This window comes from Kitasatospora sp. NPDC017646, from assembly GCF_044329365.1.
Lineage (GTDB): Bacteria > Actinomycetota > Actinomycetes > Streptomycetales > Streptomycetaceae > Kitasatospora.
Genome location: NZ_JBIRJC010000004.1, coordinates 437801 through 459389 on the forward strand (window position 1 = coordinate 437801; position 21589 = coordinate 459389).

At 74.6% G+C, this 21589-nt stretch carries 11 protein-coding genes; 1 reads left to right on the forward strand and 10 read right to left on the reverse strand.

Going from position 1 to position 21589, the window contains the following annotated elements:
• Positions 1–28: 28 nt before the first annotated feature.
• The 10 genes from fabG to ACH4J0_RS10280 form a co-directional block, all read right to left on the reverse strand.
• Positions 29–769 (reverse strand): 3-oxoacyl-ACP reductase FabG, encoded by a 741-nt coding sequence (gene fabG, locus ACH4J0_RS10235; RefSeq protein ID WP_396238196.1) that lies wholly within the window; start codon positions 767–769, stop codon positions 29–31.
• Positions 766–1794: a beta-ketoacyl synthase N-terminal-like domain-containing protein gene (locus tag ACH4J0_RS10240; protein WP_396238198.1), complete on the reverse strand. Its 1029-nt coding sequence runs from the start codon at positions 1792–1794 to the stop codon at positions 766–768. The genes fabG and ACH4J0_RS10240 overlap by 4 nt, the downstream gene beginning before the upstream one ends.
• A complete protein-coding gene (locus ACH4J0_RS10245; RefSeq protein WP_396238200.1) occupies positions 1791–3023 on the reverse strand; it encodes a beta-ketoacyl-[acyl-carrier-protein] synthase family protein in 1233 nt (410 codons plus the stop codon). The genes ACH4J0_RS10240 and ACH4J0_RS10245 overlap by 4 nt, the downstream gene beginning before the upstream one ends.
• Positions 3020–3268, reverse strand: a complete 249-nt coding sequence (locus ACH4J0_RS10250) for an acyl carrier protein (protein ID WP_396238202.1) — start codon at positions 3266–3268, stop codon at positions 3020–3022. The genes ACH4J0_RS10245 and ACH4J0_RS10250 overlap by 4 nt, the downstream gene beginning before the upstream one ends.
• A gap of 35 nt (positions 3269–3303) precedes the next feature.
• Positions 3304–3510 carry an MbtH family protein gene (locus tag ACH4J0_RS10255; RefSeq protein ID WP_396238204.1) on the reverse strand — a complete coding sequence of 69 codons (207 nt, stop codon included), beginning with the start codon at positions 3508–3510 and terminating at the stop codon, positions 3304–3306.
• 92 nt (positions 3511–3602) lie between these two features.
• Complete coding sequence (locus tag ACH4J0_RS10260; protein WP_396238206.1) at positions 3603–10757, reverse strand: amino acid adenylation domain-containing protein; 7155 nt, start codon at positions 10755–10757, stop codon at positions 3603–3605.
• The gene (locus tag ACH4J0_RS10265) at positions 10754–18565 is read right to left on the reverse strand and encodes an amino acid adenylation domain-containing protein (RefSeq protein ID WP_396238208.1); all 7812 of its coding nucleotides are present in this window, start codon (positions 18563–18565) and stop codon (positions 10754–10756) included. The genes ACH4J0_RS10260 and ACH4J0_RS10265 overlap by 4 nt, the downstream gene beginning before the upstream one ends.
• 32 nt (positions 18566–18597) lie before the next feature.
• Complete coding sequence (gene sbnA, locus ACH4J0_RS10270) at positions 18598–19602, reverse strand: 2,3-diaminopropionate biosynthesis protein SbnA (protein ID WP_396238210.1); 1005 nt, start codon at positions 19600–19602, stop codon at positions 18598–18600.
• Positions 19603–19636: 34 nt separating this feature from the next.
• On the reverse strand, positions 19637–19807 hold the full coding sequence (locus tag ACH4J0_RS10275; protein ID WP_396238212.1) for a hypothetical protein: 171 nt from the start codon (positions 19805–19807) through the stop codon (positions 19637–19639).
• A 255-nt stretch (positions 19808–20062) separates the two neighbouring features.
• On the reverse strand, positions 20063–20365 hold the full coding sequence (locus tag ACH4J0_RS10280; RefSeq protein ID WP_396238214.1) for a hypothetical protein: 303 nt from the start codon (positions 20363–20365) through the stop codon (positions 20063–20065).
• Between the two features lie 164 nt (positions 20366–20529).
• On the opposite strand from ACH4J0_RS10280, the gene ACH4J0_RS10285 reads away from it, so the two are divergent.
• Entirely contained in the window at positions 20530–21534 is a 1005-nt protein-coding gene (locus ACH4J0_RS10285; protein ID WP_396238216.1) for a LuxR family transcriptional regulator, read from the forward strand.
• Positions 21535–21589: the final 55 nt, after the last annotated feature.

The following is a 21589-nucleotide window of genomic DNA, read 5'->3' on the forward strand; positions in this document are numbered from 1 at the left end:
TAGAGGAAGTTGACGGTGCGTCTGGTGATCACAGGACGATTCCGCCGTCGATCTGCAGGACCGAGCCGGTGAGGTAGGCGGACTGCGGGCCCGCCAGGAAGGCGACCGAGTCGGCCACCTCGTCCGCCGTGCCGAAGCGACCGAGCGGGATGTGCTTGAGGGCCTCGGTGCGCTGGGCGTCGGTGAGCACCGAGGTCATGTCGGTCTCGATCATCCCGGGGGCCACCGCGTTGACCCGGACGCCGTAGCGGCCGACCTCCTTGGCGAGGGCGCGGGTGAGCGCGATGATGCCGGCCTTGGAGGCCGCGTAGTTGCTCTGGCCGGGGTTCCCGTAGACGCCGGAGACCGAGGAGAGCGTGATGATCGAGCCGCCGCGGCGCTTGACCATCGGGAAGGCCACCGCCCGGCAGAGGTTGGCCGTGCCGGTGAGGTTGGTGTCGGTGACCGCCTGCCAGTCCTCGTCGGCCATCAGGAGGAGCGGCTTGTCTCGGGTGATCCCGGCGCTGGCGATGGCGACGGTGATCGGGCCGAGTTCCTGTTCGGTTCGGGTGACCCAGGCGCGGACGGCGGCGGCGTCGGTGACGTCGACCCGTTCGGCCAGGACGCCGACGCCGAGTTCGCTGAGCTCCTTGGTGAGGAGGTCGGCGGCCTGCTGGTCGGACTGGTAGCAGAAGCTGATCGCGTAGCCCTCGGCGGCCAGCCGCAGGGCGGCCGCCCTGCCGATGCCGCGGGAGCCGCCGCTGATCAGGACGGTGCCGGGGGCGCTCATCGGGCACCGCCGGTGAGGCGCAGGACGGCGCAGGCGGCCAGGCCCTGGTGGTCCAGCGAGGCGATCACGGCGACGCGGCCGGTGGCCGCGGGGTCGTTCTCGGCCAGGGACAGCACGGTGGTGAGGGAGAAGACGGTGCCGGCGGAGCCGGTGTCGCCGAGCAGGGCGGGAACCCGGTCGACGGCCTCGGCGCCCACCAGTGCGGCGAGCTGGTCCCCGGCCGGCTGCCCGGTGACGGCCGCGGCCCAGACCTCGTCGGGGGTCGCGCCGGCCTGGTCGAGGGCCTCGCGGACGGTGTCGGCGAGGGCCTGCGCCGGGTCGTCGTCGATGTCCAGACGGACGTCCAGGGCGAGCAGTTCGGCCAGCACCCGGCGGCCGGGCGGCAGTGTCCTGGCGGTCTCCATCAGCAGGACGGCGCTGCCCTCGCCGAGGGGCTGGTCGGTGCCGCCGGCCAGCCACTCGCGGGTGGTCGACTGCTCCTCCACCGCGCCGATCACGGCTCGTTCGGCGCGGTCGGCCGCCAGCAGGCGGCGGGCGTAGCCGAGGGCGAGCAGTCCGCCCGCGGCGCCGCCGGCCAGGGTGGTGTTGGGGCCCTTGAGGTCGAAGCGGATGGCGGTGGCCGCGGCCGGTCCGTTCATCAGCACGTTCGGCATCAGCTGGGCCGGCACGTCGTAGGGCTTGTCGCCCTCGAAGGAGGCCCGGCTGAACCCGGCGGAGCTGTGGGCGCTGCCGAGGGTGGTGCCGAGGACGAGGGCGGTGCCGCCGCCGGTGGCGATCGGGCTCTGCGCGGCCTCGGCCTCGTCGAGCAGTTCGCGGACGGCGGTGACGGCCAGGCCGGTGGCCCGGTCGAAGGTGCGGGTGCCGGCCTTGCCGAGCACCTTGCGGGTGTCGAAGTCCGGTACCTCGTGGGCCGGTTCCCCCCGGCCGACCCCGGCCGCGAACGCGTCGCGGCCGAGGCCGAACGGGGAGACGGCGGACCACGCGGTGATCAGCGGTGCGTCCCGGTGGATGGTGCTGGGGCTCATCGGCTGGGCTCCTCGTCGTGGCGCCCCAGGACGACGGAGGCGTTGTTGCCGCCGAAGGCCAGGCCGTTGTTGACCACCACCCGGAGGTCCGCGGGGACGGAGTGGTTGGGCACGCAGTCGATCTGGCACTGGGGGTCGGTGGTGCGGTGGTTGACGGTGGGCGGGATGAAGCCGTGGGCCAGCGCGAGCGCCGAGGCGGCCGCGCCGAGCGCGCTCGCCGCGCCCATCGAGTGGCCGAGCATCGCCTTGAGGGCGACGGTGCGCGGCGGGGTGTCGCCGAAGACCTCGCGGATCGCGCGGGTCTCGGTGATGTCGTTGGTGGGGGTGCCGGTGCCGTGGGCGGAGACCAGGTCCACCTCGGTCGCCTTGACCCCGGCGTCGGCGAGCGCCAGCTCCATGCAGCGGGCGACGCTCGACTGGTCGGGTGCGGTCGGGTGGTGGGCGTCGCAGTTGAGCCCGTAGCCGAGCAACTCGGCGTAGATCCGGGCGCCGCGGCGCCGGGCGGACTCGAGCGTCTCCAGGACGAGGATCCCCGCGCCCTCGGCCGTGAGCAGCCCCTCCCGGTCGGCGTCGAACGGACGGCAGAAGTCCGAGGAGACCAGACCGAGCCGGCTGAACCCGGCGAAGGTGCGGCGGCAGATCGCGTCCGCGCCACCGACGACGGCGATGTCCGCCTCGCCGCCGCGGACGGCGTCGAAGCCGTCGCCGATCGCGTAGTTGCCGGCCGCGCAGGCGGTGCCGAGGACGGTCGGGACCGCCCGGGGGAGCCGCAGCTCCCGGGCGATGGCCAGGGCCAGCTGGTGGGACGGCAACCGGCCGGCCACCAGCCGGTCCGCCGGGTGCTCCGGTCCCTTCGCCACCGACTCGGCCATCATCTTGTCGAGTTCGGCGGCCTCGCCGTCGGTGGTGCCGACGGTGACCTGGGCGCGCAGCCCGGCGAGCTCCTGCTCGTCGAGGCCGGCGTCCTGGACGGCCATCCGGGCCGCCGCGACGGCGAACTGGGTGGCGCGGCCGAGCTCTTCGACCGGCAGGCGGTGGATCCACTGCTCCGGTTCGAAGCCGTCGACCTCGTGGCCGGAGGTCCGGAGGAAGCCGGTGGTGTCGAAGCTGGTGATCGGACCGGCGCCGCAGCGGCCCTCGCGCAGGGCCGAGGTGAACTCCTCGACCCCGTTGCCGATGCTCGACAGGACGCCGATGCCGGTCACCACCACGCGCTGCGGCTCGGTCATCGCGCGTTCGCCCGGGAGAGGACCTCCAGCACGGCGGACAGGTTGACCATGTTGGCCAACTCCTCCTGCGGGATGGTGACGTTGAACTCCTTCTCCAGGCGGGCGAGGACCTCGATGGCGTTCAGCGAGTCGGCGCCGTAGTGGTCGATGAAGTGGTCGGTCAGGGTCAGCTCCTCGACTTCGAGGTCGAGGCAGTCGGCGACGATCTCGCGGACCTTGGCCTCGTCGATGGCGACAGCGCTCATGGTGTGCTCCTCAGGGGTTTCGGGTTGGGTGGGGCTCAGGCAGTGGCGTCGATCAGGCTCTGCGGGCGCAGGTCGGTCCAGGTGCGCTCGATGTGGTCGAGTGCCTCCTGCCGGGTGCTCGCGCCCTTGACGGTCCGCCAGCCGGCCGGGACGTCGGCGAAGGCGGGCCACAGGCTGTGCTGGTTCTCGTGGTTGGCGAGCACGAGGAAGGTGCCCTGCTCGTCGTCGAACGGGTTGCTCATGATTCTGGTCCTTTCGGAATTCCCGGAAATCGTCCGCTCTCCGGGCGCGGCGGCCCCGGCGAGGAATTGTCCGGGGCGGTCGCCGACTGTTTTCAGTCCGACTTCCGCAGGGCGGCCGACAGGGTCTTTCCGATGAATTCGGCCGGTGTCGGTTCGAGCATTGAGTCGTGGTCGCTGTCGACCGGGTGCCGGAGGATCCGGCCGGTCACGTGCTCCCCCCAGGAGCCCGCGTCCGGGTCGCCGGGGGCGACGCCGCGGGTGGCCGCGAACAGGAGCAGGTCGCCCTGGAAGCGGCCGGGGCGGTGGGCGTCGCCGAGCAGGCTGTGGGTGCGGATCACCCCGAGCAGCCGGACCAGCTCGGTCTCGTCCAGCTCCGCGAGCGCGTTGCCTGCCTCGGCGAGGCGTTCGCGGGCGGTGGCCAGGTCGACCGGCCCGTCGCCGGGGAGGCCGGCCCGTTCGAGCAGTTCGGCCAGGACGGCCCGGTCGTCCGGCACGTCCTCGGCGGGCGAGCCGCTGCCGGGGTAGCCGTCCAGGTCGGCGAGCAGTTCGACCTGTTCGCCGCGGGCCTGCAGCTGGACCGCGATCTCGTGGGCGACGAGCCCTCCGAACGACCAGCCGAGAATACGATAAGGCCCCTGAGGCTGGATTTCCAGCATTTCTCCGAGATACTTTCCGGCGATTTCCCGCACGGACTCCGGGGACTTTTCCGGGGAGCGCACCCCGCCCGCCTGGAAAGCGTACACGGGAATGTCCGCGTCAATTTCCGCGGCGAGGGTCAGGAAGGGCCAGCCGAGTCCGACCGCGCCGTGCACGCAGAACACCGGACGGCGGGTGCCGGTCGGCCGGATCGCCAGCACGGGCGCGAACGGGTCCTCGGGCGCACCGGTGCCGTCGACGGCACCGGCCACCAGAGCCAGGCCGGCCACCGTGCGGTGGGCGAAGACGTCGGCCGGGGTGAGCTCCAGTCCGGCCGCCCGGGCCCGGCTGACCAGCTGGATGGACTTCAGGCTGTCGCCGCCCAGTTCGAAGAAGCCGTCCTCGGCGCCGACCCGGTCCAGGCCGAGTACCTCGGCGAACACCCGGCTGAGCGCGAGCTCCACCGGTCCGCTGGGCGCGCGGCCGTCCGACCGGGCCACCGCCCGGTCGTCGGCCCCGGGCGCGGGCAGCGCCTTGCGGTCCACCTTGCCGTTCGGGGTGAGCGGCAGCTCCTCCAGCGGGACGTACGCCGCCGGGAGCATGTACTCCGGCAGTACGGCCGCCAAGTGGGCTCGCAGCGCGGCGGGTTCGGGCCGCTCGGGGCCGGCGGGCACCAGGTAGGCGACCAGCCGGCGTTCGCCCGGCGAGTCCTCCCGATCGGTCACCGACGCGCGCTCGACCAGGGGATGGTCCGTCAGTACCGCCTCGATCTCGCCGAGTTCTATGCGGAAGCCGCGGATCTTCACCTGGTGGTCGATCCGGCCGAGGTAGTCGATCGCGCCGTCCGGCCGCCAGCGGGCGAGGTCGCCGGTGCGGTACATCCGCGAGCCGGGCGGCCCGTACGGGTCGGCGGTGAAGCGCTCGGCGGTCAGGCCCGGGCGGTCCAGGTAGCCCCGGGCGAGGCCGGCGCCGGCCAGGTACAGCTCGCCGACGACGCCCGGCGGCACCGGGCGCAGCGCGGCGTCCAGCAGCCGGGCCTGGTTGCCGGCCAGCGGGCGACCGATCGGCGGGGTGCCGGTGTGGTCGGGCGCCAGGTCGACGCCGACCGAGTAGATGGTGGTCTCGGTCGGGCCGTACAGGTTGCTGACCTTCGCCGCGGCGCCGGTCAGCGCCGCCGCCAGGGCCGGGCTGAGGGCCTCGCCGCCGGTCATCACGTGCACCCCGGCCAGCGAGTCGGGCCGCGCGGTGACCAGTGCGTGCCACAGCGTCGGGGTGGCCTGCATGACGTGCGCCCCGGTGGCGAGGGTCAGTTCGGCCAGCAGCTCCGGGTCGCGGACCGTGTCGTGCGGGGCGAGCACCAGCCGGGCGCCGCTGAGCAGCGGGCCGAACAGCTCCAGGTTGGCGATGTCGAACCCGAAGGTGGTGACGGCCAGCAGGGTGCGCCCGGGAGCCAGGCCGACCCGCTCGGTGAGGTCCAGCAGGTGGTTGACCAGCGCCCCGCGCGGCACCACGACGCCCTTGGGGCGGCCGGTGGAGCCCGAGGTGTAGATGACGTACCCGCCGTGCTCGGGCCGTACCGGCTCGGCCAGTTCGGCCGGGCGCAGGTGGTCCGCGGCCTGGCCGTCGACCAGTGCGCGGGTGGCCGGGTCGTCCAGCAGCAGGAGCCGGCCGTTGCCCAGGCCGGGGACGGCCGCGGCCACCCCGGTCAGGGTCACGGTCAGCACCGGCTGGGCGTCCTTGGCCATTCCGGCGATCCGGTCCGCCGGGTACGACGGGTCGATGGGCAGGTAGGCGGCTCCGGTCTTGACCGCCGCGAGCGCCGCCACCACCAGGTCGACCGAGCGCGGCAGCGCGATCGCCACCAGTCGGTCCGGCGCAGCGCCCTGGGAGACCAGGGTGCGGGCGAGCCGGTTGGCCCGGCGGTGCAGCTCGGCGAAGTCGAGCCGCTGGTCGGCGTACTCGAGCGCGATCGCGTCCGGGTGGGCGTCCGCGGTGGCCTCCAGCAGGGTGGCGAGCGGCTGCCCGTCGCCCCGGGCGGCGGCGCCGGCCCCGAGGGCCAGCAGCTCCTCCTGCTCGCCGGGCAGCAGCACCGGGGCGGCGCTGATCGGCCGGTCCGGCTGGTCGACCAGGACGCCCAGCAGGTGCACCAGCCGGTCGGCCAGTCGCCGGGCGCCGGCCGCGCTGAACAGGTCGGTGCTGTACTCCAGCCGCCCCTCCAGCCCGCCGGTCCCTTCCTGCTCCGCGAGTTCGAAGCAGAGGTCGAGCCGCGCGACGCCGAGCTCGGCCGCGCCGGCCTCGGCGGTGATGCCGGGCAGCTCCAGCCGGGCGGCGGCGTTGTTGTGCAGGGCCAGGAGGGTCTGGAACAGCGGGTTGCGGGCCGGGGCGCGCTCGGGGCCGAGGGCGTCGACCAGCTTCTCGAACGGCAGGTCCTGGTGGGCGTAGGCGGCCAGGTCGGTGGCCTTGACCCGCTCCAGCAGCTCGCGGAAGGTCGGCGCGCCGGACAGGTCGGTGCGCAGCACCAGGGTGTTGACGAACATGCCGACCAGGTCGTCCAGCGCGTCGTCGGTGCGACCGGCGATCGGGGTGCCGAGCGGGATGTCCTCCCCCGCGCCGAGCTTGCCGTACAGGGTGGCCAGCGCGGCCTGGAGCACCATGAACAGACTCGCCCCGCTCTGCCGGGCCAGCGCGACCGCCCGGTGGTGCAGCTCGGCCGGGACGGCGAAGCGGACGCTGTCGCCGCGGTAGCCGGCGGTGGCCCGTCGGGCGGTCTCCACCGGTAGCTGCAGCTCCTCCGGCAGACCGGCCAGCTGCGCCTTCCAGTAGGCGGTCTGGCGCGCGACGACGGACTCCTGGTCGTCCTCCTCGCCGAGCAGTTCGCGCTGCCAGAGCGCGTAGTCGGCGTACTGCACCGGCAGCGGCGTCCAGGCGGGCGCGCGGCCGGCCAGCCGGGCGGCGTAGGCGGTGGAGAGGTCGCGGGCGAGCGGGCCGTTGGACCAGCCGTCACCGGCGATGTGGTGGATCACCACGACCAGCAGGTGGTCCTCGGGGCCGGCCGCGAGCAGGGTGGCCCGGATCGGCGGCCGGTTCGCCAGGTCGAAGCTCGCGGTGGCGAACTCCTCGGCGGCCGGGGCGAGTTCGCTCTCGTCGAGCTCGCGGACCGGCAGTTCGACGGCGGCCCGCCCGACGGACAGGACCTGCTGGTGCGGCAGCCCGTCGCGGTCCGGGAAGACGGTGCGCAGGCTCTCGTGCCGCTCGACCACGTCCGTCAGCGCGGCGGTCAGCGCCGCGCGGTCCAGCGGGCCGCGCAGCCGCAGCGTCCAGGGCAGGTTGTAGGTGGCGGAGGGGCCCTCCAGCCGGTCCAGGAACCAGAGCCGCTGCTGGGCGTAGGACAGCGGCAGCAGCTCCGGCCGCTCCCCGGCGGTCAGCGCGGGGCGGACGGCGTCCTGGGTGAGCCGCCCGGCCAGCGCGGCCACCGTGGGCGCCTCGAAGACCGTGCGCAGCGGCAGTTCGGCCCCGAGCAGGGTGCGCACCCGGCTGACCAGCCGGGTGGCGAGCAGCGAGTGGCCGCCGAGCTGGAAGAAGTCCTCGTCGATGCCGACCCCGGGCAGGTCCAGCACCTCGGCGAAGGCTGCGCACAGCACCTCCTCCTGCGGGGTGCGCGGGCCGCGGCCGGTCGCGGGGGCGAGGTCGACCTCGGGCAGCGCCTTGCGGTCCACCTTGCCGTTGGGGGTCAGCGGCAGGGCGTCCAGCACCACCAGGGCGGAGGGCACCATGTACTCGGGCAGGATCGCGGCGGCCGCCGCCCGGCCCCAGGCCGGGTCGATCGGGCCGGTCACGTAGCCGACCAGCCTGGCATCGCCGGCCCCGCCGCGGCGGACCACCACCACGGCGTCGCCGATCTGCTCGATCGAGCGCAGCGCGGCCTCGACCTCGCCGGGCTCGATCCGGTGGCCGCGGATCTTGACCTGGTGGTCGACCCGCTCCAGGAACTCCAGCTGGCCGTCCGGCCGGCGGATCACCCGGTCGCCGGTGCGGTACATCCGCGCGCCCGGCAGCGGGCTGAACGGGTCGGCGACGAACACCGAGGCGGTGCGCCCGGGCTGGTCCAGGTAGCCGCGGCCGACGCCGCGCCCGCCGACGTACAGCTCGCCGGGGACGCCGTCCGGCACCGGGCGCAGCGCGTCGTCCAGGACGTACAGTCCGGTACCGCGCACCGCCCGGCCGATGGGGGCGCGCACCGAGTCCAGCTCCGCCGGGGAGCCGATCACGGCGTGCGTCACGTCGTCCGAGCACTCGGTCGGGCCGTACGCGTTGACCAGCGGGACGGCCGGGTAGCGGGCGAACCAGCGGTGGGCCAGGTCGGCGGGCAGCGCCTCGCCGGTGACCACCAGCTTGCGCAGGCCGTCCAGGACGGGCGGCTCGGCGCCGTCGTCCCAGTTGTCCAGGGCGGCCCGCAGCAGCGAGGGGACGACCTCCAGCACGGTGACGCCCTCGGGGGCTACCAGGCCGAACAGCGCCTGGGGGTCGGCGGCGAGTTCGCGGCCGGTGACCCGCAGCCGCCCGCCGACGACCAGCGCGGAGAGCATCTGCCAGACCGAGATGTCGAAGGTGACCGGGGCGTTGTGGACCAGCACGGTGTGCTCGTCCAGCTCCAGGTCGTCGATCTTGGCGAACAGGTGGTTGACCATGCCCGCCCGGTGCACCATGGCGCCCTTGGGGCGGCCGGTGGAGCCCGAGGTGAAGATGACGTACGCCAGGTCGTCGCCGGCGCCGCGCGGCGCCGGCGGCTCCTCGGCGACGGACTCGCCCAGCTCCAGCACCGGGACGTCCAGCCCGGCCGCGGCCAGCAGTTCGGCGGCCGTGGCGCGCTCGTTCGGGCCGACCAGCAGGGCGCTCACGTGCGCCTCGGCGGCCAGCACGGCGCCGCGACTGACCGGCGCGGCGACGTCCAGCGGCAGCCAGGCCGCGCCCGCGCCGAGCACGCCCAGGACGGCGGTGACGAAGCCGCAGCCGGGCCGGGCCAGCACGCCGACCGGTCCGGTCGCGGCGCCCGCGTCGAGCAGCGCCCGGGACAGGGCGCCGGCCCGGCCGGCCAGCTCGCGGTAGGTCAGCCGCTCGGTGCCGTCGGAGACGGCGACGGCGGCCGGGGTGGTCCGGGCGAACTCCTGGACCCGCGCCACCACGTCCGTCCACGGGTCGGTCTCGGCCGGCTCCGGGGCGGTGACGGCCAGCCGGGCGCGCTCGCCGGGCAGCAGCAGGTCCAGCTGCCCGAGCGGGCGGTCCGGCTCGGCCTGGGCGGTGCGCAGCACGTGCAGCAGCCGCTCGGCGACGACGGCGGCCTCGGCCGGGGTGAACCGGGCGGTGTCGTAGCCGACCTGGAGCCGCAGCCGCTCGCCGGGCAGGGCCATCAGGCTGAGCGGGTAGTGGTTGGCGTCGCCGGCCCGCAGACCGGTCAGCCGCAGCCCGGCGACCTCGCCGGCCAGCGCCTTCGGGTCGAGCGGGTAGTTCTCGAAGACCAGCACGCTGTCGAAGAGGTCTCCGACCCCGGCCAGGCGCTGGATGGTGTTGAGGCCCAGGTGCTGGTGCGGCAGCAGGGCGGACTGGCGGTCCTGGAGGGCGGACAGCAGCTCGGTGAAGCTCTGCGCCGGGTCGAGGTCGACCCGCACCGGGAGGGTGTTGATGAACAGCCCGACCATGCCCTCGACGCCCGGAAGCTCCGGGGGGCGGCCCGAGACGGTGCCGCCGAAGACGATGTCGCGCAGCCCGGTCAGGGTGCCCAGCACGGTCGCCCAGGCGCCCTGCACCACGGTGTTGACGGTCAGGCCGCGGCTGCGGGCCCAGCCGGTGAGCGCGGCGAACTCCCGCTCGTCCAGCTCGACGGCGTGCTCGCCGGGCATGCCCCGCCGGACGGACCCGTTGCCCGCGGCCGCGCCGGACAGCCGGGTGGGCTCGGTGAAGCCCTCCAGGGCGGCCGTCCAGGCCGCCTCGGCCGCCGCCTTGTCCTGCCGGGCCAGGTGGGCCAGGTAGGACTTGTACGGGGCGGGGCGCGGCAGCGAGAGGCCGCCGTCGGCGTAACAGGCGAACAGCTCGCGCACCACGATCGGCATCGACCAGCCGTCGAAAAGGATCTGGTGGGCGGTCAGCACCAGGCGGTGCTCCCGCTCGCCGAGCCGCAGCAGGCTGAAGCGCAGCAGCGGAGGGCGGGCCAGGTCGAAGGGGCGCAGCCGGTCGTGCTCGACGACCTCCTCGGCGGTTACTCGCCCGCTCGCCTCCCCGTCCGCGCCGTCCCGCAGGTCCAGCTCGCGCCAGTCGAGCGCGACCCCGCGCGGCACGACCTGCACCGGGTCGCCGTTCTTGCGGTAGCGGAAGGCCGCCCGCAGGTTGGGGTGGCGCTCCAGCAGGGCGGTGACCGCGGCGCGCAGCCGTGCCGGGTCCAGCTCTCCGGCCAGGTCCATCACCAACTGCACGGTGTAGACGTCGAGTTCATCGCGGTGGTACTGCGCGTGGAACATCAGTCCTTCCTGCAGCGGTGCCACCGGCAGGATGTCGCTCAGATTGGAGCTCCGCCCGGGTCGCCGCCCGGCGCGGGGCTCGGCCGAGGCCGTGGTCACAGCTCGTCCCCCCAGTCGTCCATCTCGTCCTCGAATTCGTCGATCTCGTCCTGGCTGAGTGCCACCAGGTCGAGGTCGGACGGCGTCCAGCCGCCGGCGCCGGGCTCCCGGGTGTGCCGCACCAGGGCCCGCAGGGCCCGGAACCAGCCCTCGGCCAGTTCCTCGGCGTCGGACTGGGCCAGGGCCCGTCCGGCCCAGGTCCAGCGGGCGCTGAGCCGCGGGCCGTCCGGGCCGTCCTCGGTCACCGCGTTGACGTCCAGGACGTGCGGCAGCGGCATCTCCGGGTCGGATCCGGCGGCCAGGGCGGCGGACTGCTCGGTCAGCGACCAGTCCTCGCCGGTGGGCGCGGGCATCCGGCCCAGGTAGTTGAAGCCGAGCTGCGGCCGGGCCGTACCCGACAGTTCCTCCGCGCGGTCCAAGTAGCGCAGCTGGCCCCAGCCGAGCCCGTGCCCGGGCACCATCCGCAGGTGCTCCTTGACCAGCTTGAGGCTGTGTCCGGCGGCCGGGCCGCCGGCCAGCGCCTCGGCCAGGTCCACCGGGCCCGGGTGCAGCCGCAGCGGGTAGGCGGTGGTGAACCAGCCGACCGTGCGGGACAGGTCCACGCCGGGGGCGAACTCCTCGCGCCCGTGGCCCTCCAGCTCGACCGGCACCGGCCCCGGCGGCCGTCCGGTGCGCCGCCGCCAGTCCGCGACGGCGAGTGCCAGGGCGGTCAGCAGCACGTCGTTCACCTCGGCGTGGAACGCCCCGGTGACCTCGGTGAGCAGCGCCGCCGTGGTGTCGGCGTCCAGGGTGCGGTGCAGCGTACGGGCGGTGGCGACGGTGTCCACCGCCGGGTCGGCGGGCCGGTGGCCCAGCGGGGCCTCCTCGCCGGCCGACTCGGCTTGCCACCAGTCGAGTTGGGCGCGCAGCTCGGGCGCGCCCGCGGTCCGCTCCAGCAGTCCGGACCAGTGCCGCAGCGAGGTGCCGACCGGCTGCAGCCGCACCGGCTCGCCCGCCAGGACGGCCGCGTGCGCCCGGGCCAGGTCGGGCAGCAGCACGCGCCAGGACACCCCGTCCACCACCAGGTGGTGCAGGGTGAGCAGCAGCTCGCCGCCCTCGCCGGGCGCGCCCGGGTGCCAGAGCGCCTGGACCATCACGCCCTCGCCGGGCGCCAGCCGCCGTCGGGCGGTGACCGCCTCGGCGGGCCAGTCGGCGGCCGGGCCCTCGAGGATCCGCAGCAGTGCGCCGGCGTCGACCGTGCCGGGCTCGGTGATCAGCAGCGACCAGTCCGGCAGCAGCCGCATCCGCAGACCGTCGTGGTGGTCCAGCAGCGCCTGGAGGGCCGCGGTCAGCGACTCCCCGGTGGCGTCGGCCGGGGTGCGGACCAGGACGGCCTGGTGGAAGCCGTCCACCGGGCCGCCGAGTTCGCGCAGCCAGTGCCCGATCGGCAGCTGCCCCATCGGGCCGACGCCGTCGTCGGTGCCGACCGTGGCGACCACCCCCTCGTCCTCGCCGTCGCGGGCCACCACGGCCAGCGCCGCCGGGGTCCGGTGGGTGAAGACGTCCTGCGCGGTGACCACCAGTCCGGCCGCGCGGGCCCGGCTGACCAGCTGGATGGAGACGATGCTGTCGCCTCCCAGGTCGAAGAACCCGTCGTCGGCGCCGACCTCGGGCAGACCGAGCACCTCGGCGAAGACCGCGCAGAACGCGGCCTCCCGGGCGTCGGCCGGGGCCCGGCCGGTGGAGGCGGCGGCGTAGTCGGGCGCGGGCAGCGCCCGGCGGTCCAGCTTGCCGTTGCCGGTCAGCGGCAGGGTCTCCAGCGGGACGAACGCGGAGGGCACCAGGTAGTCGGGCAGCTCCGCCGCGAGCGCCGCCCGCAGCTCGCCGACCGGCAGGTCGGCCGGGGTGACGTAGGCGACCAGCCGCTTGTCGCCGGGGCGGTCCTCGCGGACCACCGCGGCGGCCTGCTCCACGCCCGGCCGGGCGAGCAGCGCGGTCTCGATCTCGCCGAGCTCGATCCGGAAGCCGCGCAGCTTGACCTGCTCGTCGACCCGGCCCACGTAGTCCAGCTGACCGTCGGCCGTCCAGCGCACCAGGTCTCCGGTGCGGTACATGCGGTCGTCCGGGCCGCCGTACGGGTCGGCGGTGAAGCGCTGGGCGGTGAGCTCCGGCCGGTGCAGGTAGCCGAGGGCCACCCCGGCGCCGGCCACGTACAGCTCGCCGATCACGCCGGGCGGCGTGGGCCGCAGCGCCTCGTCCAGCACGTACACCCGGGCGCCGGCCAGCGGTCGGCCGATCGGCGGCTTGACCGCTCCGGCCAGCGGCTCGCTGACGGTGGCGCAGACCGTGGTCTCCGTCGGGCCGTACGCGTTGAGCATCCGCCGGCCCGCGGACCAGCGCTCCACCAGCTCGGGCGGGCAGGCCTCGCCGGCCGTGATGAGGGTCAGTCCCTCGGGCATCGGCAGTCCGACCGGCCAGGCGGCGAGCACCGTCGGCGGCAGGCAGACCACCTCGATGCCGGCCTTCGTGACCAGCTCGGCCAGCGGCTCGCCGGGCGCCCGGTCGGCCTCCGCCGCCAGCACCAGGACGGCGCCCGCGAACAGCGCGGTGAGCAGCTCCCAGGCGGCGGCGTCGAAGCTGAACGAGGCGAACTGGAGCAGCCGGGTGCCCTCGCCGACGCCGAAGCGGGCGTGCTCGGCGGCCAGCGCGGCCACCGCCCGGTGCGGCACCAGCACGCCCTTGGGACGGCCGGTGGAGCCGGAGGTGTAGATCACGTACGCCGGGTGGTCCGGGCCCAGCGGGGCGACCCGCTCGGCGTCCTCCGGGTCGTGCGCGGGGGCGCCGGCGATCGCGGCGACGGTCGCCGGGTCGTCCAGCAGCAGCACCGGTGCGGCCACCTGCTCGGGCAGCCGTCCGGCCACCGAGCCGTGGCTGAGCACGGCCAGCGGACCGGAGTCCTCCAGCAGGTAGGCGATCCGCTCGCGCGGGTACGCCGGGTCGACGGGCAGGTAGGCCGCGCCCGTCTTGAGGACCGCGAGCACCGCGACGACCGCGTCGACCGTGCGCGGCAGCGCCAGGGCGACGATCCGTCCGGGGCCCGCGCCCAGGGCGATCAGGTGGTGGGCGAGCCGGTTGGCGCGCTCGTTCAGCTCGCCGTAGCCGACCTCGGCGCGCACGGCGCCGTCCTCGAACCAGCGCAGCGCGGGCCGCTCGGGCGCGCGGTGCGCCTGCGCCTGGAACAGCGCGGGCAGCTGGACCGCGCCGACGGTGGTCGGGGTAGCGGCCCCGCTCCAGGAACCGAGCAGCAGCTCGCGCTCCTCGGGCAGCAGGGCGTCCAGTCCGCTGAGCGGCCGGTCGGGCTCGCCGGTGAGCAGGCCGATCAGGTGGGCCAGCCGGTCCGCCAGGCCGCGGGCGGTCCGCTCGGTGAACAGGTCGGTGCTGTACTCCAGGGTGCCGGTGAGGCCGTTCGGCTCGCCCGACCCGTCGTACTGCTCGACGAGTTCGAAGGCCAGGTCGAACTTGGCCGTCCCGGTGCCGACGGGGCTGACCTCGGCGGTCAGGCCGGGCAGCTCGGGGCGGGCCCCGGCGTTGTTCTGGAAGGCCAGCATCACCTGGAAGAGCGGCTGGCGGGCCAGCGAGCGGCCGGCGCCGAGCCGGTCGACCAGCTTCTCGAACGGCACGTCCTGGTGGGCCAGGGCGGCCAGCACGGTCTCCCGGGCCCGGCCGACCAGGGTGCGGAAGGTCGGGTCGCCGCCCAGGTCGGTGCGCAGCACCAGGGTGTTGACGAAGAAGCCGACCAGGCTGTCCAGGGCCTCGGCGGTGCGCCCGGCGACCGGGGTGCCGAGCGGGATGTCCGTACCGGCGCCGAGCTTGCCGAGCAACACGGCCAGCGCCGCCTGCACCACCATGAACGGGCTGGCGCCGGACTCCCGGGCCAGCGCGGCCAGGGCGCGGTGCGCCCGCGCGTCCAGCCGCAGCGGCACGGTGGCGCCCCGGTAGCTGGGCACCGCCGGGCGCGGGAAGTCGACGGGCAGCGCCAGCTCCTCCGGCAGGTCGGCCAACTTGCTTGCCCAGTAGTCAAGCTGACGGGACATCAGTGACTCGGGGTCGTCCTGCTCGCCGAGCAGTCGGCGCTGCCAGAGGGTGTAGTCGGCGTACTGGACGGGCAGGTCGTCCCAGTCCGGAGCGCCGCCGGCCAGCCGGGCGCGGTAGGCGGCCTGCAAGTCGTCGACCAGCGGGCGCACCGACCAGCCGTCGGCCGCGATGTGGTGCTGCACCAGCAGCAGCACGTGCTCCTCGACGCCGGTCTCGAACAGCACCGCGCGCAGCGGCGGTTCGGCGGCCAGGTCGAAGGGCGTGCCGGCGCGGGCGGCCAGTTCGGCGTCCAGCTCCTCGGCCGGGCGGCCGGTGAACGGGACGACCGGCAGCTCGGGCCCGGCCTCGCCGACCGGCAGCACCCGCTGGTGCGGGCGCCCGTCCTCGGCGGGGAAGACGGTGCGCAGGCTCTCGTGCCGGGCGACCACGTCGGCCAGTGCCCCGGCGAGCGCCGCCCGCTCCAGGGCGCCGGTCAGCCGGACCGCGTGCGAGAGGTGGTAGGTGGCACCGGCGGCGTCCAGCTGGGAGAGGAACCAGAGCCGTTGCTGCCCGGGGGAGAGCGGGATCCGCTCCGGCCGCGGGCCGGCCACCAGCTCCTCGCGGGCCGGCTCGGCGCCGTCCAGGGCGAGCGCCAGGGCGAACGGGGTGGGCGCCTCGAACAGGGTGCGGATCGGCAGCTCGACGCCGAGCCGGGCGCGCAGCCCGGTGACCACCCGGCCGGCCAGCAGCGAGTGCCCGCCGAGCGCGAAGAAGTCCTCGTCGGCGCCGACCTCGTCCAGCTCCAGCACCTCGGCGAACAACGCGCACAGCAGCGCCTCGCGCTCGGTGGCCGGGGCCCGGAGCTCACGGCGCAGCGCGCTGAAGTCCGGCACCGGCAGGGCCTTGCGGTCCACCTTGCCGTTGGGGGTCAGCGGCAGCGCCGCCATCGGCACCAGCACGGCCGGGACCATGTAGTCGGGCAGCGTCCGGGTCAGTTCGGCGCGGACGGCGGCCGGGTCGGCGTCACCGGCGAGGTGGGCGACCAGCCGGGCGCCGCCGGACGGGTCCCGGGCGACGGTGACCACCGCGTCGGCCACGCCGGGGACGGCGCGCAGCGCGGCCTCGACCTCGCCGGGCTCGATCCGGTGGCCGCGGATCTTGACCTGGTGGTCGACCCGCTCCAGGAACTCCAGTTGCCCGTCCGCCCGGTGCACCACCCGGTCGCCGGTGCGGTACATCCGCGCGCCCGGCAGCGGGCTGAACGGGTCGGCGACGAAGGCCCCGGCGGTGCGCCGCGGGTCGTCCAGGTAGCCGCGGCCGACGCCGCGCCCGCCGACGTACAGCTCGCCGGGCTGGCCGGCCGGGACGGGCTGGAGCGAGTCGCCGAGGACGTAGAGCCGGGTGTCGCGGACCGGGCGGCCGATCGGGGCGCGCACCGAGTCCAGCTCCGCCGGGGAGCCGATCAGGGCGTGGGTGACGTCGTCCGAGCACTCGGTCGGTCCGAAGGCGTTGACCAGCGGGATGCCGGGGCGCAGGGCGAACCAGCGGCGGGCCAGGTCGGCGGGCATCGCCTCGCCGGTGACCACCAGCTTGCGCAGCACGGACAGCGCGGGCACCGGCGCGCCGGCCTCCCAGGAGTCCAGGGCGGCGCGCAGCAGCGAGGGGACGACCTCCAGCACGGTGACGCCCTCGGCGTCGGCGAGCGCGAACAGCGCGCCCGGGTCGGCGGCGAGCTCGCGGGACACCACCCGCAGCCGCCCGCCCGCGACCAGCGGGCTCAGCATCTGCCAGACCGAGATGTCGAAGGTGACCGGGGCGTTGTGCACCACGGTGTCGGTCTCGGACAGCTCCAGGTCGGCGTGCTTGGCGAGCAGGTGGTTGACCATGCCGTCGCGGTGCACCATGGCGCCCTTGGGGCGGCCGGTGGAGCCCGAGGTGTAGATGACGTACGCCAGCTCGGCGGGGCCACCGGCGGTCGGCAGCAGCTCCTCGTCGCGGGCGTCGTCGAGGACCAGCGCGGACACGGCCGGCCCCGGGCGCTCCCCGGGCAGCGCGCCGAGCAGGGTGTCGACGTACGACTGCTGGTCCTCGCCGTGCAGCAGGACGGCGGCGCCCGCGGCCCCGACCAGCGCCGCGCCGCGGGCGGCCGGGGCGTGGACGTCCAGCGGCAGCCAGGCGGCGCCGGCGCCGAGCACGCCGAGGACGGCGGTCACGAAGCCGGCGCCGGGGGCGGCGGCGATCGCCACCAGCCGGTCCGGCCCGGCGCCCGCGGCGACCAGCCGGCGGGACAGGGCGCTGGCCCGGGCGACCAGTTCGGCGTAGTCGAGCCGGCCGGCGTCGTCCTGGACGGCGGTCGCACGGGGCCGGGCCAGGGCGAGTTCGCGGATCCGCGGCAGCACGTCGGTGAAGACCTCGGGCTGCCGCCCGTAGCCGTTCCCCTCGGCGAGGACCCGCTCGCGCTCGGCCGCCGGCAGGGCGGCGATCCGGCCGACCGGCAGCTCGGTGGAGACGGTGGCGAACTCGGCCAGGTAGCCGAGCAGGGAGTCGCGGAAGAGGTCCAGGCGCTCCTGGGGGTAGCGGTCGGCGTCGCCGTCGATCCGCAGCTCGCAGCCCTCCTCGCCGCTGTCCAGGAACAGGATCTGCAGGTCCGGGACGGGGCCGGTGGAGAGGTTGCGGACCCGGGCGCGGCACTCGCCGAGGGCGAACTCGCCGCCGGTCTGCAGCACGTTGACGGTCGGGCCGAAGGTGCGGCCGGCGTCGCCGGTCAGCCCGAGCTCGCGGCGGATCTCGTCGTGGCGGTGGCGCTGGTGGCGCAGCGTGCCGCGCAGGGTGGCCGCGACCTGGGTGAGCAGGCCGTCGCGACCGAGCGCGGGGTGGGCGGCGACCGGCAGCGGCAGGAAGTTGGCGCGCATGCCGGGGACGGACTGCGTTAGCGGGGTGGTCCGGGCGGCGACCGGGAGGGTCAGCACGACGCGGTCGGTGCCGGCCAGCTGGGCCAGGCAGCCGGCGGTGGCGCCGATCAGCAGGGTCTGCCAGGTGACCCGCTCGGCCCAGGCGGCGTCCTGCAGCCTGGTGACGGTGTCGGCCGGGATCAGGCCGGTGCTGCGCAGGGTGCTGCGGGCGGGCGCGCCGAGGTGGGCGGAGAGCACGGTGGGCTCGATGCCGTCGGCCAACTGCTCGGCCCAGTAGGCGCGGTCGCGCTGGTGGGCGGGGGAGGCGAGGTACTCGCCCTCCTCGGCGAGCAGCTCGGCGAGGGTCGGGTCGGCGGCCGGCTCGGCGTCCGGCAGGTCGTACTCCGCGGCGAGACGCGCGTAGACGAGGGACCGGCTGAAGCCGTCCACCAGGATGTGGTTGGCCTTCACGTACAGCCAGGCCAGTTCGGGGCCGATCAGCAGCAGGGTGGCGGCGAAGGCGTCGGGGCCGAGCGAGGACGGGAGCTGCCGGTCGGCGTCCAGGAACGCCTCGGCGGCGGCGAGCGGGTCCGGCTCGCCCGTCAGGTCGAGCACCGGTAGGGGGCGCTCGTGGGGCGGCTCGACGAGCTGCACCGGCTGCCCGTCGCGCTCGACGAAGCGGACCCGCAGCGCCTCGGTGCGGTTCTGCACGCGCTGCCAGGCGGCCCGCAGCCGCTCGTGGTCCAGCGGGCCGGTCAGCTCCAGGCAGTCCGCCATGGTGAACACGGGGTTGCCCGGGTCGAGCTGCTGGGCGAACCACATCTCGCGCTGGGCGGCGGACAGCGGTAGCTCTTCGGGACGCACTGTTTCAAACGGACGCGCATTATGACGCATCGTCATCTTACCCCCGTGACAATGGCGTTGGGCGGCGTAAGGCGCTCGACGGCGTCCAGCGCGTCGGCCCCGTAGATGTCGCGCACCCAGGCGCTCTGATAGATGGTGTCGAGGTAGCGGTCGCCCAGGTCGGGCGAGACGGCGACGGCGACGACGTCCTTGCCGCCGCGGTGCTTCGCCAGCCAGGCCGCGGCGCCGCTGACCACCGTGCCGGTGGAGCCGCCGAACAGGAAACCGCCGCGGGCGAGCCGGTGACAGGTCCGGACGGTGTCCAGTTCGGGCACGTGCACCACGTCGTCGACGAAGTCCTCGTCCAGCAGGGCCGGCCGTACACCGGCACCCAGGCCGGGGATCATCCGCGGTCCGGGCTCACCGCCGAAGGTGACGGAGCCGACGCTGTCCACCGCGACGATCCGGGTGGCCGGCCGGTGCTCCCTGAAGTAGCGGGCGCAGCCCATCAGCGTGCCGGTGGTGCCGGCGCCGACGAACAGCACGTCCAGCTCGGGGAACTGGCGGTGGATGGACGGGGCGGTGGTGCGGTAGTGGGCCCGCCAGTTGTCCGGGTTGGCGTGCTGGTTGAGCCACACGTACCGCGGCGAGGAGGCGCACAACTCCCGGACGTAGTCCAGCCGGGCGCCCAGGAACCCGGTCTCCGGCGACGGCTCGGTGATCATGTGAACATGTCCGCCGAGCGTTTCGATGAGCTGGCGGGTGGACAGATTGGTACGTGGGTCGACAACGCAGATGAACTGGTAGCCCCGGACGGAGGCGATCATGCTGAGCGCCATCCCGAGGTTGCCCGAGGAGGACTCCACCAGGATGGAGTCGCGGTTCAGCCGCCCGTCGCGCTCGGCGGCGTCGACCATGCTGAGGGCGGCTTTGAGCTTGACGGATCCGGCGAAGTTGAAGCCCTCGCACTTGAGGTACAGCGGGTAGTCGAACATCGCCCGCAGGTCGACGAAGAGCTCGTCCTCGTTGAACTCCTGCGGTGTTCTGATGATGGGCATCGGCCCGTCCCCCTTCGCGTCGAGTGACGGGACGTCAGTCCCAGATGATGTCGTCGCCGTGCACGGTGGTGGTCGCGCCGGCCGCGACGGCCGGGGTGGCGACGGCGGTGGCGGCGCCGGCGGTCGGCGCGGCGAGGGTGATGCCGGCGGCCAGCAGGCCGAGGAGGGCGGCGGCGCGGCCGGCGAAAACGGTGATGCTGCTCATGGTGAACCCCCGGTGGCAAAGACGTCGCGGGCCGCGGAATAAGCGGCGGCGAAACAACTGAAACGGATGAGTGCGCTACCGGGTTCGAAACCTGCGGTGAATGGCTAGGCGAGCCCGGCTCTCTAATCCTGCGGGAAGGGGGTTCCGGCCCCCTTCGGCACGACCAAGTCTGTCTCGCACACACGTTCCGTGCCATGGTTCGCCGCTGTCAGGGTCCTGCTATGGCAGCACCCTGCACAGCCTCCGCCCCGGGCGTCACTCCTCCAGCAACGGCAGCCGGTCTTCGCTGAATTGGGCCGCCAGTCGCCATCCGCGCAGTTCAGGTGCGTCCCGTAGGCAGCGGCTGGTGATTCGGCGCGCGGCGGAATCCAGGTCTCCGCTTTTCGGTGGCCCCAGAAAGAAGACGAGATCGGCGCCGAGGGGGTCGATCTCGACATAGACGTGCTCAAGTCCCTCGCCCGGAAGGGCGGCCTTACGGAGCAGTTCGACGAGTTTGTCGGGCGTGACCTGTTCCGGTCCGACCATACCCCGAACCAGACGTCCGACAGTGATATACATGTCAAATCCTCTCGTGGGTGGACCCGCTCGAAGCCGGCAGGAAAGGACCTGACCCGAAACCTCGGGTGGCTCTGAGCCAGGTGTCGTAGCATGCCCCCGAGTTCCGGTGATGAGGGGACGCTTTCATCAGGTTCGAAATATCGGGGGGACAGGCGGTGCTGTCAGTGTTAGGACTGGATCCCGACGCCGAGGCCGTGTACCGGACGGTGCTGGCCAGGCCGGAGCTCGGAATCGCGGGGGTCGCGCAGGATCTCAACTGGCCGGAACAACGCGTCCGGGACGCCCTGGACGGGCTGGCCCGGCTCACCCTGATCAGGCACTCCGAGCTGGAGCCCGGACACCTCCTCCTGGTCAACCCGGAGGTCAGCCTGGCGATGCTGATCGGCCGACAGGAGGCCGAACTCGCCGAGCGGCAGCGCCAGATCGCCCAGAGCCGGCTGGAGGCCGCCAAGCTCGTCGCCCAGTACGCCGAGAACCGCAAGGGTGAACGCGGCCTGGGCGTCGAACAGTTGGAGGGTGTCGACCAGATCCGGCTGCGGCTGGAGGAACTCTCGCACTCCTGCACCAGCGAGATCATGGGTTTCGCGACCGGCGGCGGGCAGTCCCAGGCCGCCCGCCGGGCGAGCCAGGCCGCCGATCAGGCGGTCTTCGACCGCGGCGTGCAGATGCGCAGCATCTACCTGGAGAGCGCGGCCAACGACGGCGGCACCACCGCCCACCTGGACTGGCTCACGGAGAAGGGCGCCCGGGTCCGGGTCGCGCCCGCGCTCCCGATGCGCCTGGTGATCTTCGACCGCAAGGTCGCGGTCGTCCCGACCGATCCGGACGACACCAGCGTGGGGGCCCTGGTGCTGTCCGGTCCCGGACTGGTCTCGGCGCTCTGCGCACTCTTCGAGTACGTCTGGGAGAACGCCGCCCCGTACGGCAGGGCCCCGGTCAGGGGGGCCGAGGGCCTCAACCCGCAGACGATGGCGGTGCTCAGCCTGCTCGCGCAGGGCCACACCGACGAGGTGGTGGCCCGCAAGCTCGGCGTCTCGGTGCGCACCTCGCGCCGGATCACCGCGGAGCTGATGGCCTGGCTCGGCGGCCGGAGCCGTTTCCAGGCCGGGGTGATCGCCGGCGAGCGCGGTCTGCTGCAGGGCGGCGCTTCGACGCGCGGGGGCGACTAGGGCCTGCCGCCGGACGGGCCCCGGGCCCACGCGCCCACGCGAACGGCCGGTCCGG

Excerpts from the sequence above, each read along its gene's own strand:
- ACH4J0_RS10250 (WP_396238202.1), bottom strand. The coding sequence starts at position 3,268 with ATGAGCGCTGTCGCCATCGACGAGGCCAAGGTCCGCGAGATCGTCGCC.
- ACH4J0_RS10245 (WP_396238200.1), bottom strand. The coding sequence starts at position 3,023 with ATGACCGAGCCGCAGCGCGTGGTGGTGACCGGCATCGGCGTCCTGTCG.
- sbnA (WP_396238210.1), bottom strand. The coding sequence starts at position 19,602 with ATGCCCATCATCAGAACACCGCAGGAGTTCAACGAGGACGAGCTCTTC.
- ACH4J0_RS10240 (WP_396238198.1), bottom strand. The coding sequence starts at position 1,794 with ATGAGCCCCAGCACCATCCACCGGGACGCACCGCTGATCACCGCGTGG.
- ACH4J0_RS10275 (WP_396238212.1), bottom strand. The coding sequence starts at position 19,807 with ATGAGCAGCATCACCGTTTTCGCCGGCCGCGCCGCCGCCCTCCTCGGC.
- ACH4J0_RS10255 (WP_396238204.1), bottom strand. The coding sequence starts at position 3,510 with ATGAGCAACCCGTTCGACGACGAGCAGGGCACCTTCCTCGTGCTCGCC.
- ACH4J0_RS10280 (WP_396238214.1), bottom strand. The coding sequence starts at position 20,365 with ATGTATATCACTGTCGGACGTCTGGTTCGGGGTATGGTCGGACCGGAA.
- fabG (WP_396238196.1), bottom strand. The coding sequence starts at position 769 with ATGAGCGCCCCCGGCACCGTCCTGATCAGCGGCGGCTCCCGCGGCATC.